Here is a 12,960-nt window from a genome sequence, read left to right as displayed (position 1 = left end):
GAATTGCTTAGTTTTAAAGCAGCGTGGCTTAGATGATTGGAATGCCTTACTGCTAATGTCTAGTGGCTAGATGTTGGAGTATGCGTTTTAATTTATATTGATAAAGCTAAAGCGTGGCCACTGTTGCTTGCTTGAAAATGCAGCCCAAGTGGTATTCGTTTCACCTTTTGAAGGTTATGCCACTGACATGACGGAACAAAAATCACAATCCCAACAGCTGGAGTTTTTTGAAATTCCAAGCCCATGCATTGGTGTGTGTGAGTCAGGTCCAAGGGGTTTCTGTAAAGGTTGCTATCGAAGTCGCGACGAGCGCCTGTACTGGCTTAAGGTTGATGATGCAACTAAACGTAAAATAATCAGCGCCTGTGCGCGGCGCAAAAAAGCGGTGCTGACGCGCGCTCGCAAGCAACAGCAAAAAGAGCTGGGGGAATCAATTGGGCAGTTCACGCTGTTTGATGATCCGCCAAGTTCAGAATAAGCGGCCTTGAGTTTGTAAAAAGTAGACTGAGAGTTTCTAGATGTTGTTAGATAAGTATGTTTCGTATGCCGCGAAATCATTTACGTTACCGGATATATGCGTGCGCCTGCGTTCAACATTAGACGATCCCCGTTCCAGCGCCGAAGATATTGGCGAGCTTATAAGTGCTGATCCTTCTCTTACCGCGAAGGTACTAAGGCTGGCGAATAGCTCGCTGTTTCGGTTTCCTTCTCAAGTAGAATCTGTTGCCAAAGCAATCAGTGTGATTGGAGGCGAAGCTCTGTATAACTTGGTAATTGCAGAAACTGCCAGCACAGCATTTAAACGCTTTGATACTAAGTTAATAAATTTAGACAAACATTGGTATGCATCAGTGTATTGCGGCATGGTGGCCAAAAGTCTTGCGATGAGACTTAACGTGCGCGGAGCAGAACGCTTCTTTGTAATGGGGATATTGCAAAACTTAAGTGAGCTGGTCGTGGCCAAGAAAGAAACTAAACGTTATCAGTCATACCTGAATGCTGAGACGAATGTGTTGCCTCACGTTAACCAGTTGGATCATTTCGGTTTTACGTTTGCTCAATGCAGCGGTATCATACTAGAAAATTGGCACTTACCTATTGGGTTGTACTATCCGGTAACGTTCATGAATGATGAAGCTAAACATAAATCTGATGTAGATATCTGCGTCCTGTGTTTAGCAAATCGAATTACGGTAAGTCAGTTAAATAAAGAAAGTTACGCTGACATTGAACTTTTTACCCCTGAGATAGCCAATACAGTAAGTCTCAACATGGAAGTGATAAGTAATTCAATTGAATACGCCGAACAAGAAACGGCAAAAATTGTGTCGCTTATTCACTGAGCTTTCGGTGCAACAACTCCGTTACTTTACTGATAATTAGCAAAATGTAGTAAAGCTCATCCAGAGGATTGGTATAACAAGCGTCGTACTAAGACGTAATCTAAAAACTATAAAGCTCAACGTAAATCAGATTATGTTCAAAAAAATCTTCCGGCCAAGCATTGTTGTTGGCATTGTTTGTTGCTGCGTGTGTGTGCACGCAAGCGCGAGGGATCTTATACAAACCCTCTATCACGCAGACTTCACGCCCGACACCGATGACGAAATTCCTCGTTTTACGCTAGACGGTGAACTAGGTGTACTTGTTAACACTGGGAATACCTCTGCTGCCAGTGTGAAAGCTGCGGTCAATGCGGACCATGAAACGGAAAATTGGAGCAGTATCTACTTCGCCGAGTTGCTCTATAAAGAAAGTGGCACGCCGACAACAGAGCGAGACATCAGCGCCCAACGCTTTTTCACCAGCGCGCAGTTCGACTATAAACTCATGAATCCTGGTCGCCGTCTTTTTATGTACGGTGATTACGAAGACGATCAATTTACCGGTTACGATCACCGTGCTTCGCTGGCAGCGGGCTGGTCTCAGCGCCTCTGGCGCAGTGAAGACAGTGAGTTTCGCTATAGCATTGGTCCTGGCTACAGTTTTATTGAAGCTGAAGAAGATAATGAAAGCGTAGTCAACGATGGCATCATTGTAAGAGCGTCCGCCGAATACAAATACCACTGGAGCTCAGGCGCCAAGTTAAGGCAGTTTGTTAGCACTGAGGCGGGTGAAGAAAATATGAAATCGCGGTCAGAAACTTCGCTTTCAGCCAACGTATTCGGCTCACTGGCGATGAAGCTATCCTTCATACTAAACCATGAAACAGACACCGCCGAAGATGTCGCAGCCTTAAGCACAGAGACCTCCGTGGCGCTGGTCTATCAGTTTTTTTAGTCAATTAGTGTAAATTAACGGGCTATCTATGGCTTTTTACCGTGTTCGCATTGACTGAGAGCTTTGAAAATGTACACTGCGCACCATTGTTTGTAGTGCTTGCCGCCTCGCGGCACTGTCTAGCAGATCTCTTTAAAAACTCGTGTTGTACCGCCTTGCAGTTCAAAAGGTATTGAGTACAACGAATGGACCGATAATCAATAGGATTGTTCAATGAAAAAGCAAGTGCTTGCATCTTTAGTTGCAATTTCTCTTTCTCCAGCCGCTTTCGCCCAAGACGATGAAGTTAAGCCTTTTACAATGGAAGGCGAACTAGGTTTTATTTCGACTTCAGGTAACACTGAAACCACGTCAATCAGTGCGGGTATACAGGCTCACCAAGAGCTTGAAAAATGGAGTAACGACTACGTTTTAAAAGGTCTATACAAACAGGAAACGGTTCAACAAGAAAATGATGCAGGCGAGCAAGAAGATATCGAGTTTACTTCTGCACAGAAGTTCTTTGGTTCAGCCCAGGGTAACTACAAACTAGAAAATCCTGATAACCGTTTATTCGGCTTCGCTTCATATGAAGACGACCGTTTTAGTAACTTTAATTACCAATCAACTATTGCGGCGGGTTGGAACCAAAAAGTACTTGAGAACAAGCGCCACACCCTTGAATATTCAATCGGTCCTGGTTACTCATTCATCGAAACTCAGGATGGCGAAGATCTTGACAGCGTAATCGTTCGTGCGTCATCAGCTTATTCTTGGAAAATTTCAGATACCGCTAAATTTACGCAAACAGTGAGTACCGAAGTGGGTTCTGACAACACGAAATCTCGTGCTGAGTCTGCACTTACAGCTACAATCAGCGGTAATCTTTCAATGCGTCTTTCTTTCAAACTTGATCACAACACCAATGTTGACGACGACGTTGAAAAACTAGACACAGAAACTGCAGTTAGCCTAGTTTACAACTTCTTCTAAGCCTACCTTATATGCACAGCGCACCGAAGTAGGGCTGGGCACTTCAACGCATTGAAGTAAAATCACAGGCATAAAAAAACGCTGCACATTGTGCAGCGTTTTTATTTAGTCTTAAAACAACTCTTCTTAGTGAAGAATACGTGTCTTAATTGTGCCATCAATTTGCTGAAGCTCTGCAAGTGCCTCATAACCACGGTCTTCTTTAACATCAACTACTACATAACCAATTTCTGCGTTAGTTTGTAGGTACTGGGCTTCGATGTTGATGCCTTTTTCTGCAAACGCTTGGTTAATCTGAGTAAGAATACCTGGCTGGTTTTTGTGTACGTGAAGTAGGCGTGAACGACCAGTATGTTCTGGCAGTGACACTTCAGGGAAGTTAACGGCTGACAGCGTTGAACCGTTGTCGCTGTACTTCGCGAGTTTACCTGCCACTTCAATACCAATATTTTCTTGCGCTTCTTGCGTGCTGCCGCCCACATGCGGGGTCAGAATGACATTATCGAACGCGCGAAGCGGCGATTCGAATTCTTCAGTATTAGATTTAGGCTCAACCGGGAATACATCAATAGCAGCGCCGTTTAGTTGGCCGCTTTCCAATGCCTTCGCAAGCGCATCGATATCTACCACAGTACCGCGAGACGCGTTAATCAAAATGCTGCCTTTCTTCATTTGAGACAGTTCTTTTTCACCAATCATATCTTGAGTTTGTGGTGTTTCAGGAACGTGAAGTGAAACAACGTCAGAGGTATTAAGCAGCTTTTCAAGCGATTTTACTTGGGCAGAATTACCTAGCACAAGCTTGTCTTCGATATCGAAAAATTGAACGCGCATACCTAGGTGTTCAGCAAGAATACTCAGCTGTGTGCCTATATGGCCATAACCAATGATACCAAGTGTCTTACCACGGGCTTCATATGAGCCGACTGCCGTTTTTTCCCACTCACCGCGGTGAGCCTTGGCATTTTTACTCGGCACCTGGCGAAGTAAAAGGATAATTTGGCCAAGTACAAGTTCTGCAACCGAACGAGTGTTGGAAAATGGCGCGTTAAACACGGGAATGCCGCGGCGTTGGGTGGCTTCAAGATCAACTTGGTTGGTGCCAATACAGAAACAACCGATAGCCACAAGCTTTTGTGCTGCTTCAACTACCTTCTCTGTAATTTGAGTGCGCGAGCGAATACCAACAAAGTGGGCGTCTTTAATTTTCTCAATTAACTCGTCTTCAGGAAGAGAGGTCTTGAGAAATTCAATATTGCTATACCCATTGCTTTTTAGTGTCTCCAAAGCACTTTGGTGAACACCTTCCAACAACAAAATTCGGATCTTATCCTTCTCTAATGAAACTTTGCTCATGAACTCGCTATCTCTCACTGATGTAATTTTGGTTTGCTTGCACCGCCAATCCAAGACTCTCAGAAACTTGCCAGTATGAAACACAAAGCTGTGTATAACCAGCGCTGCAAATACATCGCTTTGCAGCTCTGAAAGCCTTGCTTGGGCGTTATTGCTACCAAGCTTTTATAATCACGTTGATTGCTTTCGTTATTAAGGAATTGGCCTTAACTAACGTAAAAGTTGAGACGCTTAGTGAACTTCTTTTAAGGACATCTAGACGTCTAAACGGAAACTAACAGAAAACGCGTTAAGTTGAAAGTAGTATTTTGTATAGCTTTTCACCGCACTATACGTCTTACTCAGTTATCACTTAAAGGTTTCAACACCATTATCTGTAGCACTTAGCACTATGTCCGCGCCTCGTAATGCGAAAATGCCGTTCGTTACCACGCCAGGAATGTTATTTATTTTTTGTTCTAGCTCACGAGGATTCAGAATCTCAAGGTTGTGAACATCTAAAATAACGTTGCCGTTATCGGTGACAACACCTTGTCTATATTCAGGATCGCCACCAAGCTTTACTAGCTCTCGTGCTACGAAAGAGCGAGCCATGGGAATAACTTCAACGGGAAGGGGGAACGAGCCCAACACAGGAACTCGCTTACTTTCATCAACAATACACACAAACGTGGTCGCCGCACCGGCTACAATTTTCTCGCGAGTGAGTGCTGCGCCTCCGCCTTTAATCATATGCTTGTGTTCGGTCACTTCATCGGCACCGTCGATATAAACCGATAGATTGCTGACTTCGTTTAACTCGAATACCTCAATGCCTAAGGCTTTTAAACGCTCGGTAGAGGCTTCTGAACTTGATACTGCACCTTCAATTTTGTGTTTAATTTTACCGAGTTCTTCAATAAAGAAATTTACGGTAGAACCTGTACCCACACCGACAATGCTGTCTGCTTCAACATATTCGATGGCTGCTTTGGCTACGGCTTGTTTTTTTGCGTTCTGATCCATTGTCATTCTCCGACTTATTGTGTTCGCAAGTGTAACTTATAAGCGCACGTGAACCCACAAGTTCGTATGTTCAATTTGTTATAATGACTATCACGGTTTAGTGAATTGCAGTGTGCGCGAGGGCGTCACGATGGCATCAAGGGGGACATCCCATGGTGCAACGGGCAGAGCATCTACTTCTTGAATGTCGTGGGCAATACCCACTAACTTAGGCGTTTTACTAACCGAAAATGAATGTGAATCTGGCGCGCGTTGGGTAAAACTCAAAGTTCGGTCGTAGTAGCCGCCCCCCATACCCAGGCGATTGCCGTTTACATCAAACCCTACAAGCGGCATAAGAATAACGTCGCATTGCCTAACAGGAACGACGTTTTCACACGACAATACTGGCTCTTCAATGTTGTACTTATTCTTCACCAATTGAGAGTGCTGGGTATAAGACAAAAATAACAAATGTCCTTTACATACGGGGTGTAATACAGGTAGAGCGAATTTTTTATCATGTGAAGACTGCCAAATAGACTCGATAAAATAGGTTAAATTGACCTCGCCATCGTTAACCAAATATCCGGCTATGGTCGTGCTGTTATCAAGAAAGGGCAGTGTACGTAGTCGTGAAGCAATGCGCTTAGCGGCGTCCGTATGTTGCTGGTTAGTTAACCCTCGGCGTGCCTCGCGAAGCTTTTTTCTAAGCTGAGCGCGGGCCTGCATGTCTTCATTAGAAACGCTTGTTTGTATGGTTTGCGACGGCGCAATCAGCGTTGGTTTCATTGCTAAAGCTGGTGCTGAAGCCGTTTCCGTTGAATTAATCTTGTTAGACGCCAACGATCTAGAAGTACCGCTTCCTGAAGATGAGGGGGACATGGTAGAGGAGTTCTCCTGTCTTACAATTGAGTTAGCTTATACTACCACGGCTGTTAAAAAGGTTTGTTGGGCTAGGTAAAGATGACTCAGGTAAAATCACTGTGGTAAAACTACTTAAATAAAACGAATAGATTCATTGGTCTGCATGCCCTAAATAGTGATTGAGCACACGCACCAATTCGCTACTATCTATGGGTTTAGTGAGTACGTCATCAAGACCTTGTTCTCGCAAATATTCAGGCTGGGTAATGACATCGGCCGTCAATGCAACAATGGGCAAGTTTGGCTTAAACCCCTTTATTTTCGCTGTTGCTTCATCGCCTTGAATACCTGGCAAATTAAGATCCATAAGAACTAAGTCGACTGGATTAGACTTGGCGTATTCAACGCCTTCCTCGCCAGTGCTTACCACAGAAAGCGACACGCCCAGTTTTTCAAACAAGGTTTGAATAACAACTTGGTTTATATAGTGGTCTTCAACTACCAATACATTTACTGAGTTATCTATGTTTACTTGGGCGACAAAGCTACGCGGTTGTGCCTCAACGAACTGGTTTGCGCTTAGGGCGTCGGCAGGCAAGGTCACACTTATTCGGGTACCGTGATTCAACTTACTACTAACTTTAATAGACCCGTCCATGAGCTCGACAAGGCGCTTCGATATATTCAAGCCTAAGCCGGTTCCACTTATCTGACGGGCGTTTTCCATTCGCTCGAAAGGTGTAAAAAGCCGCTTTTGATCGTCATCGCTCATACCAATGCCTTGATCAATGACATTAAATATTACCTTGCCGCTTTTGTATTTTACCTGCGCTTTTACTGACTTGCCGTGATTAGTGAACTTAATCGCATTCGACAGCAAATTAAGCGCAACTTGACCAAATTTGGTGTCATCGAAAAACAACGAGTCGGGCACAGCGTCATCAATACTGGTGCTAAATACGATACCGCTGTCTTCAGCGCGGATCTTAGTAAGCGAAAATAAGTGGGTGAAAAAGTCTTTGGTATTCACCGCGCGTGGCATCACACGCATTTTCCCCGCTTCTATCTGCTTTATATCTAAAACAGAATTTACTATTTCTAAAAGCCTTTCACCGCTTTGGCTTACATGAGAAAGCGGGGTGGTAAATGACGGGGGTAAATTTAACTTTTGGGCTTCGCCTTCAAGCAACTGACTAAACGTATTTATGGCATTAAGCGGTGTTCTAATTTCGTGGCTTACGTAAGAAAGAAAGTCAGACTTGAATTGACTGGTGCGCTCAAGCTCTCGGTTTTTCCGCTTTAACTCTAAATGTGCTACTACCGATTTACTTAAGGTTTGGAGCGAGGCTTTTTGTGTTTCGGTTAGCTTGCGTGGTTTGCTATCAATAGCGCAAAGCGTGCCAATTGCATGGCCAGACGGGGTAATTAATGGTGCGCCGGCGTAAAACCGAATATCAGGCGCGCCAGTCACCAGCGGGTTATCGTGAAACCGGGGGTCTAACGTAGCGTTAGGTATTTCAAACACATCGCTTTGCAAAATAGCATGTGAGCAAAACGCGATGTCTCGTGATGTTTCTTCTGCGTCTAAACCTACTCTTGATTTAAACCATTGGCGGTTTGGATCAATGAGGCTGATAAGCGCAATAGGGGTTTCACAAATTTGAGAGGCCAGGGCTGTAAGGTCATCAAAGAGTTGTTCAGCTTCAGTATCAAGTACATCGTAGCTGAGCAGTTCGGCAAGACGTTCATCTTCATTTTGAGGGAGGGGCGCCGCTTTCATAACCGTTGAGTTTAAACCTAGCTGTAAATAAAAAAGGGATTGTGTATTAACAATCCCTTAAACATATCATAGAGCGTAGGTGTCTATGAATAGTTGTTCCAGCTTTTTGTGGTCAACTTTAGTCGCTACCTTTATGGTATTTGCTTCATTCCATAGTGGGCTAGGTGTTGTACCTTTAGGCGCAACCACGGTTTGCCCTCTATCTAGTGTCCCTGTTCCAACGCGCACATGACCTTCAGTCAGCTCAAATAGCTCTGGGTGGCGAAGGTGGGCAATCGGGAATGCATCGTGGAAGAAACACACGCGATCTTCACGGTTTTGCGAGTAGAAATCCATGTAGAACTGGGCGCTTTCTTTCACAAAACCACCAAGGGTATTGTTTTTCTCTTCAAGCTTTTCAACAAAGGCTGGCGAGAACGGCGTGAAGTTTGTTACGTCCAAACCAAACATGGTCAGTTCCCAGTCTGCTGCGAAAACGATTTCTGCTGCATGTGCATCGTTCCAAATGTTCGCTTCAGCTACCGGCGTAACGTTACCTGGTACAAACGCTGCACCACCCATTATGCTAACGCCTTTTACCAACTTAGGAAGTTCTGGCTCAAGACGAAGTGCAAGGGCCAAGTTACCTAGTGGGCCAATAGCAACAATGGTGATTTCACCAGGGTATTTACGTGCCATATCAACGATAAACTGCGCAGAGCTGCGTGGGTCAAGCTCGGTTTTAGGCGCTTCAGGTTTGATATGACCGAAGCCGTGCTCACCGTGTACGAAGTGTGCGTACGTTGACTCTGGGCCAACCCATGGCATGCCAACACCTTTGGTTACAGGAATATCTTTACCTGCAATTTCGCAAAGTGTCAGTGCGTTTTGCGCTGCCATTGTTACTGGAACGTTACCGTAAACGGTCGTTAAGCCAAGTACTTCAATGTCTGGAGACTGAAAGGCGAAAAAGATCGCCATTGCATCATCAATCCCCGGATCCGTATCTAATATGATCTTATGTGCCATCAATTTATCTCAGTGCGTCTTGCTAGTTGGCGTGTTTCGCTAAGAAACGATCCACTTCTTTTTGTGTTGGAATACTCTGCGCTGCGCCCTCGCGGGTTACCGCAATGGCTGAAGCTGCACACCCGCGACGCAATGCTTGTTTAGCATCGGTGTGGTTGCTGTATGCAGACAGGAAATAACCGATAAAGGTGTCACCGGCTGCGGTGGTATCTACCGCGTCTACAGAGAATGCTTTTACTTCTACAACATCGTTTTTGCGCAGCATCATTACACCCGCTTTACCCAGTGTAATAATAACTTCGCTGTGTGACCATTGCTCTTTGAACACTGTCACAATATCTTCAAGTTCTTCTTTACCGGTAATCGCAGCAGCTTCGGTTTCATTTACAATAAGTAAATCAACGCAGTCTAATGGAAGCTGCTTAACCGACTCGCTCATAGGCGCTGGGTTAAAAGCTACTTTAAGCTGCTTTTCTTTCGCTTGGCGAAGTACTTCTTCAATGCTGCTTGTTTCATTTTGGGTTAGTACCCAATCTGAAGGACGCGTATCGTCTAACGCTTGCATTACGGTTTTTGCGGTAATGGTTTGGTTAGCACCACCAAATAATACGATGGCGTTTTCACCGCTAGGCGTAACTTGGATAATCGCGTGACCTGAAGGAACTTCTGAGCACTTTACGCCACGACAATCAACACCCTTCTTAATAAGAGCTTGTTTAAATGAGGCGTCGTTTTCGTGAATGCTACCGACGTGTCTTACGTCTGCACCTGCTTGCGCTAAAGCAATAGACTGGTTTGCACCCTTACCACCTAATAAGGTTTGGTAATGGGTAGAGGCCAACGTCTCACCAGGTTGTACAAAGTGATCTACCTGATAAACGTGGTCAATATTTATAGAGCCAAAATTTATTATTGCCATTTCTTCTTCCGTCGAAAGAGGGCGCTTCCCAGAATGCCGCTGTCCATGTTTCGCCCGTGAACCGAAAAGTTCAGGGCGGAAGTATCACAATTGCCGTAGGCTTCTCGATACGGGTCGAGCTTGCACAATAGCAGCTGTTTCAACTTCCTTGGTTTAAAGCATCGGCCAGGGACATGAATGAACTAGCAAACATCCCAGGAAACATTGTTGTTGTATTAACGCAACAGGGTATAACAAACGCGAGATCCAGTGAAGAGGATCACCTAAAGCGCTTTATAACTATTTTGCGTGGTGATTATAAAAGCGGTAAAAAAATATTACTTTTCTTGACCAATTGGTCAGCAATTATACACGCATATAAGAGAAGCTCAATAATAACCAATCAGCTATTCAGGCATTAAAGGCTAATGAACGTTTTCACGCTGTTGCTAAAGGAACTCCGTATCCAACACCAGCGATCTTAGATGAAATCTGACGATGTTGCTAGCCGTCCGGCAACGAATTTAGCGAAATAGCCGCAAATTAAACATCGTTTGAACAGTGAGTAAACAACGTTTAAGTACCGTTGTGTAAAGTGTGTACGACACAGTGTTAGTAGACCTTGAATGTACTTTTGCTGTTTGTTCAAAGTTAGAGCAATGGCAGGTCAAAAGGAGGCGTTACACATTGATTTTTGCTAGTATTAACTCCATCAAGAGATGACAGTGACGTAAGTCGCCGCCAAAATAGATGGTAATTAATCGCTATATAAAAGTGGCGCCTGTATCTCAAACTATTCAAAACAAAAGAGAACAATTCGTGGAAAAACAGCTCGATTACGATAGCGTAAGTAATAAATTGTCTCAGCAAGGCGTAATTGTTGATGCTGCAGAAGTGCATGGCATTCTGTGCGGTATGCTTTGCGGAGGCATGTCGCTTACCGACCAAAAATGGCTAGAAGCGTTAAGTGAAACCATTAATCAGGGTGAAGCGTTTAGCGACCCTACCCAGCACCTTTTAAATAGCCTTTTCAATCAAACCTGTCAGCAGCTTCTTGAGCCTGAATTCGCGCTCAATTTGTTACTTCCTGATGATCAAGCGCCTATCAACGATCGCGGGGCTGCACTAATAAACTGGGTGCAAGGTTTCATGCTTGGATTTGGTCTACACCAGCAAGACCTTATGCAATGTTCTGACGACGTAAAAGAGGCACTTGAAGACTTTTCAGATATTTCACGTATGGAAGAGCCAATGGACGCGGACGAAGAGTCTGAAAAGGCGCTGTTAGAGGTTGAAGAATACGTGAAAATTTCAGCAATTTTATGCTTCAGCGAACTGGGCCAATCGCTTCTAGATGATCAACAAGACACGCCATCCGTACACTAGTAATTAACTGAAGATATTAAAAGTGGCCGTAAGTCGCCATCCGTTTTAACGAGATTTTTTAGGGTTTTCTCTTTTATGATTAGTGCGCAAGAGTTTATCGCCAGGCAGGACCGACTGCTTGCACAGTGCGAGCCGAATAGTGTGTGTATTGTGCCTGCAGCAGGTATGGTAACCCGAAGTCGCGATACCGAATATACATTCAGGCAAGATAGCGACTTTTGGTATCTGACAGGATTTGAAGAGCCTAATGCTTGGCTGATATTGTCTAACCACCCTCGTTACGGTGAAAGTTATCGTGCAATGGTGGTACAAGAGAAAGACAAAAGTGCAGAAATTTGGCACGGCAAACGTTTAGGGGCTGAAGCTGCACTTGCTCGATTTAGTCTAGATGAAGCGTTTGAGTTGCAAGAACTTGAAGAAGCGCTGTTAGCGTCAATTCAAGGTCAAGACAATGTGTACTTTTCGTTGGGTCACAAGAAAGACAATGACCTATTATTTTCTGAAGCGCTAAACACCTTGCGCGATGCGCCTAAAGAATCACTGGCGCCAAGGGCGATTCACGACTTACAGCCTATTTTACACGAAATGCGTTTATTCAAATCAGCGTGTGAAGTGGCCATGATGAAAGCGGCGGGTGAGATAAGCGCACGTGCGCACAAGCGAGCTATGCAGTTCGCTACGCCTGGTTGTTACGAGTACCAGCTAGAAGCTGAAATTTACCACGAATTTGCCATGGCGGGAGCCCGTTCACCTGCTTATAGTACTATTGTTGGAAGCGGCGATAATGCGTGTATTTTGCATTACACGCAAAATAACGCGCAGGTAAATGACGGTGACTTGATCTTGATCGATGCAGGTGCTGAATATCAAGGTTATGCTGCGGATATCACGCGAACGTTTCCTGCAAATGGAAAGTTCACACATGCTCAGCGCGAAATTTACACCGTTGTATTAAAAGCGCAAAAAAGCGTGTTAGACATGTTAGCGCCCGGCGTTACCTTGTCACAAGCCATGTTACATAGCGTAGAAATTATTACTCAAGGTTTAGTTGACCTTGGCGTTCTTGAAGGTAGTGTGGCAGAAAACCTTGAAAATGAAACGTGGCGTCAGTTTTACATGCATGGTTTAGGGCACTATTTAGGTCTAGATGTGCATGATGTAGGCAACTACAAAATTGACGGTGAAGACCGTCCGTTAAAGCCTGGCATGGTGATCACTGTTGAGCCCGGCATTTACATTAGCCAAGACAGCAACGTGCCGGAAAAATACAAAGGCATTGGTGTAAGAATTGAAGATGATGTGGTGATTACTGCGACGGGTGTCGATATTCTTACCGCAGATGTGCCAAAAGACATTGATGAGATTGAAGCACTTATGGCTGAAAGCAAAGACTAGTTGTCAAAATTTGCTAGGTTTACCAAGGTTTGAA

At 44.5% G+C, this 12,960-nt stretch carries 12 protein-coding genes and 1 other RNA gene; 6 read left to right on the top strand and 7 right to left on the bottom strand.

Annotated features, from left to right (window positions below; genetic code table 11):
- Nucleotides 1-187 precede the first annotated feature (187 nt).
- The 4 genes from MHN02_RS06425 (at nt 188) to MHN02_RS06410 (ending at nt 3,252) form a co-directional block, all read left to right on the top strand.
- Nucleotides 188-478, top strand: coding sequence for a DUF1289 domain-containing protein (locus MHN02_RS06425; protein ID WP_039228189.1), 291 nt, complete (start codon nt 188-190; stop codon nt 476-478).
- Between the two features lie 40 nt (nt 479-518).
- Nucleotides 519-1,343 (top strand): HDOD domain-containing protein, encoded by an 825-nt coding sequence (locus tag MHN02_RS06420; protein ID WP_171337989.1) that lies wholly within the window; start codon nt 519-521, stop codon nt 1,341-1,343.
- A gap of 133 nt (nt 1,344-1,476) precedes the next feature.
- Nucleotides 1,477-2,280, top strand: a complete 804-nt coding sequence (locus tag MHN02_RS06415) for a DUF481 domain-containing protein (RefSeq protein ID WP_110288254.1) — start codon at nt 1,477-1,479, stop codon at nt 2,278-2,280.
- Between the two features lie 213 nt (nt 2,281-2,493).
- Nucleotides 2,494-3,252: a DUF481 domain-containing protein gene (locus tag MHN02_RS06410; protein ID WP_014950387.1), complete on the top strand. Its 759-nt coding sequence runs from the start codon at nt 2,494-2,496 to the stop codon at nt 3,250-3,252.
- Nucleotides 3,253-3,378: 126 nt separating this feature from the next.
- Here the strand turns inward: MHN02_RS06410 and serA are convergent, their stop codons facing one another.
- The 7 genes from serA to ssrS form a co-directional block, all read right to left on the bottom strand.
- The gene (gene serA, locus MHN02_RS06405) at nt 3,379-4,608 is read right to left on the bottom strand and encodes a phosphoglycerate dehydrogenase (RefSeq protein WP_014980012.1); all 1,230 of its coding nucleotides are present in this window, start codon (nt 4,606-4,608) and stop codon (nt 3,379-3,381) included.
- Nucleotides 4,609-4,956: 348 nt separating this feature from the next.
- Nucleotides 4,957-5,613 (bottom strand): ribose-5-phosphate isomerase RpiA, encoded by a 657-nt coding sequence (gene rpiA / locus MHN02_RS06400; RefSeq protein ID WP_014980011.1) that lies wholly within the window; start codon nt 5,611-5,613, stop codon nt 4,957-4,959.
- 90 nt (nt 5,614-5,703) lie between these two features.
- Entirely contained in the window at nt 5,704-6,477 is a 774-nt protein-coding gene (locus MHN02_RS06395; RefSeq protein ID WP_239245155.1) for a 5-formyltetrahydrofolate cyclo-ligase, read from the bottom strand.
- Nucleotides 6,478-6,610: 133 nt separating this feature from the next.
- Nucleotides 6,611-8,239, bottom strand: coding sequence for an ATP-binding protein (locus MHN02_RS21630; protein ID WP_171337990.1), 1,629 nt, complete (start codon nt 8,237-8,239; stop codon nt 6,611-6,613).
- 66 nt (nt 8,240-8,305) lie between these two features.
- Entirely contained in the window at nt 8,306-9,247 is a 942-nt protein-coding gene (locus tag MHN02_RS06380) for a nucleoside hydrolase (RefSeq protein ID WP_014980008.1), read from the bottom strand.
- Nucleotides 9,248-9,269: 22 nt separating this feature from the next.
- A complete protein-coding gene (locus MHN02_RS06375) occupies nt 9,270-10,166 on the bottom strand; it encodes a ribokinase (RefSeq protein ID WP_014950380.1) in 897 nt (298 codons plus the stop codon).
- 21 nt (nt 10,167-10,187) lie between these two features.
- Nucleotides 10,188-10,370: non-coding RNA, 6S RNA (ssrS, locus tag MHN02_RS06370), on the bottom strand.
- Nucleotides 10,371-10,964: 594 nt separating this feature from the next.
- Between ssrS and MHN02_RS06365 the strand changes: the two genes are divergently transcribed.
- Nucleotides 10,965-11,531, top strand: coding sequence for a UPF0149 family protein (locus MHN02_RS06365; RefSeq protein WP_239245153.1), 567 nt, complete (start codon nt 10,965-10,967; stop codon nt 11,529-11,531).
- A 75-nt stretch (nt 11,532-11,606) separates the two neighbouring features.
- On the top strand, nt 11,607-12,926 hold the full coding sequence (gene pepP / locus MHN02_RS06360; RefSeq protein WP_239245151.1) for a Xaa-Pro aminopeptidase: 1,320 nt from the start codon (nt 11,607-11,609) through the stop codon (nt 12,924-12,926).
- The last annotated feature ends 34 nt before the right edge of the window (nt 12,927-12,960 follow it).

Source organism: Alteromonas sp. CNT1-28, from assembly GCF_022348345.1.
Classification (GTDB): domain Bacteria; phylum Pseudomonadota; class Gammaproteobacteria; order Enterobacterales; family Alteromonadaceae; genus Alteromonas; species Alteromonas macleodii.
The sequence above is the reverse complement of the archived record's forward strand: the minus strand, read 5'-3'. Positions and strand labels throughout refer to the sequence as shown.

Coding starts and splice junctions, on each gene's coding strand:
- MHN02_RS06410 (WP_014950387.1), top strand. CDS start 2,494: ATGAAAAAGCAAGTGCTTGCATCTTTAGTTGCAATTTCTCTTTCTCCA.
- MHN02_RS06425 (WP_039228189.1), top strand. CDS start 188: ATGACGGAACAAAAATCACAATCCCAACAGCTGGAGTTTTTTGAAATT.
- MHN02_RS06415 (WP_110288254.1), top strand. CDS start 1,477: ATGTTCAAAAAAATCTTCCGGCCAAGCATTGTTGTTGGCATTGTTTGT.
- MHN02_RS06380 (WP_014980008.1), bottom strand. CDS start 9,247: ATGGCACATAAGATCATATTAGATACGGATCCGGGGATTGATGATGCA.
- pepP (WP_239245151.1), top strand. CDS start 11,607: ATGATTAGTGCGCAAGAGTTTATCGCCAGGCAGGACCGACTGCTTGCA.
- MHN02_RS06395 (WP_239245155.1), bottom strand. CDS start 6,477: ATGTCCCCCTCATCTTCAGGAAGCGGTACTTCTAGATCGTTGGCGTCT.
- MHN02_RS06375 (WP_014950380.1), bottom strand. CDS start 10,166: ATGGCAATAATAAATTTTGGCTCTATAAATATTGACCACGTTTATCAG.
- MHN02_RS21630 (WP_171337990.1), bottom strand. CDS start 8,239: ATGAAAGCGGCGCCCCTCCCTCAAAATGAAGATGAACGTCTTGCCGAA.
- rpiA (WP_014980011.1), bottom strand. CDS start 5,613: ATGGATCAGAACGCAAAAAAACAAGCCGTAGCCAAAGCAGCCATCGAA.
- MHN02_RS06420 (WP_171337989.1), top strand. CDS start 519: ATGTTGTTAGATAAGTATGTTTCGTATGCCGCGAAATCATTTACGTTA.
- serA (WP_014980012.1), bottom strand. CDS start 4,608: ATGAGCAAAGTTTCATTAGAGAAGGATAAGATCCGAATTTTGTTGTTG.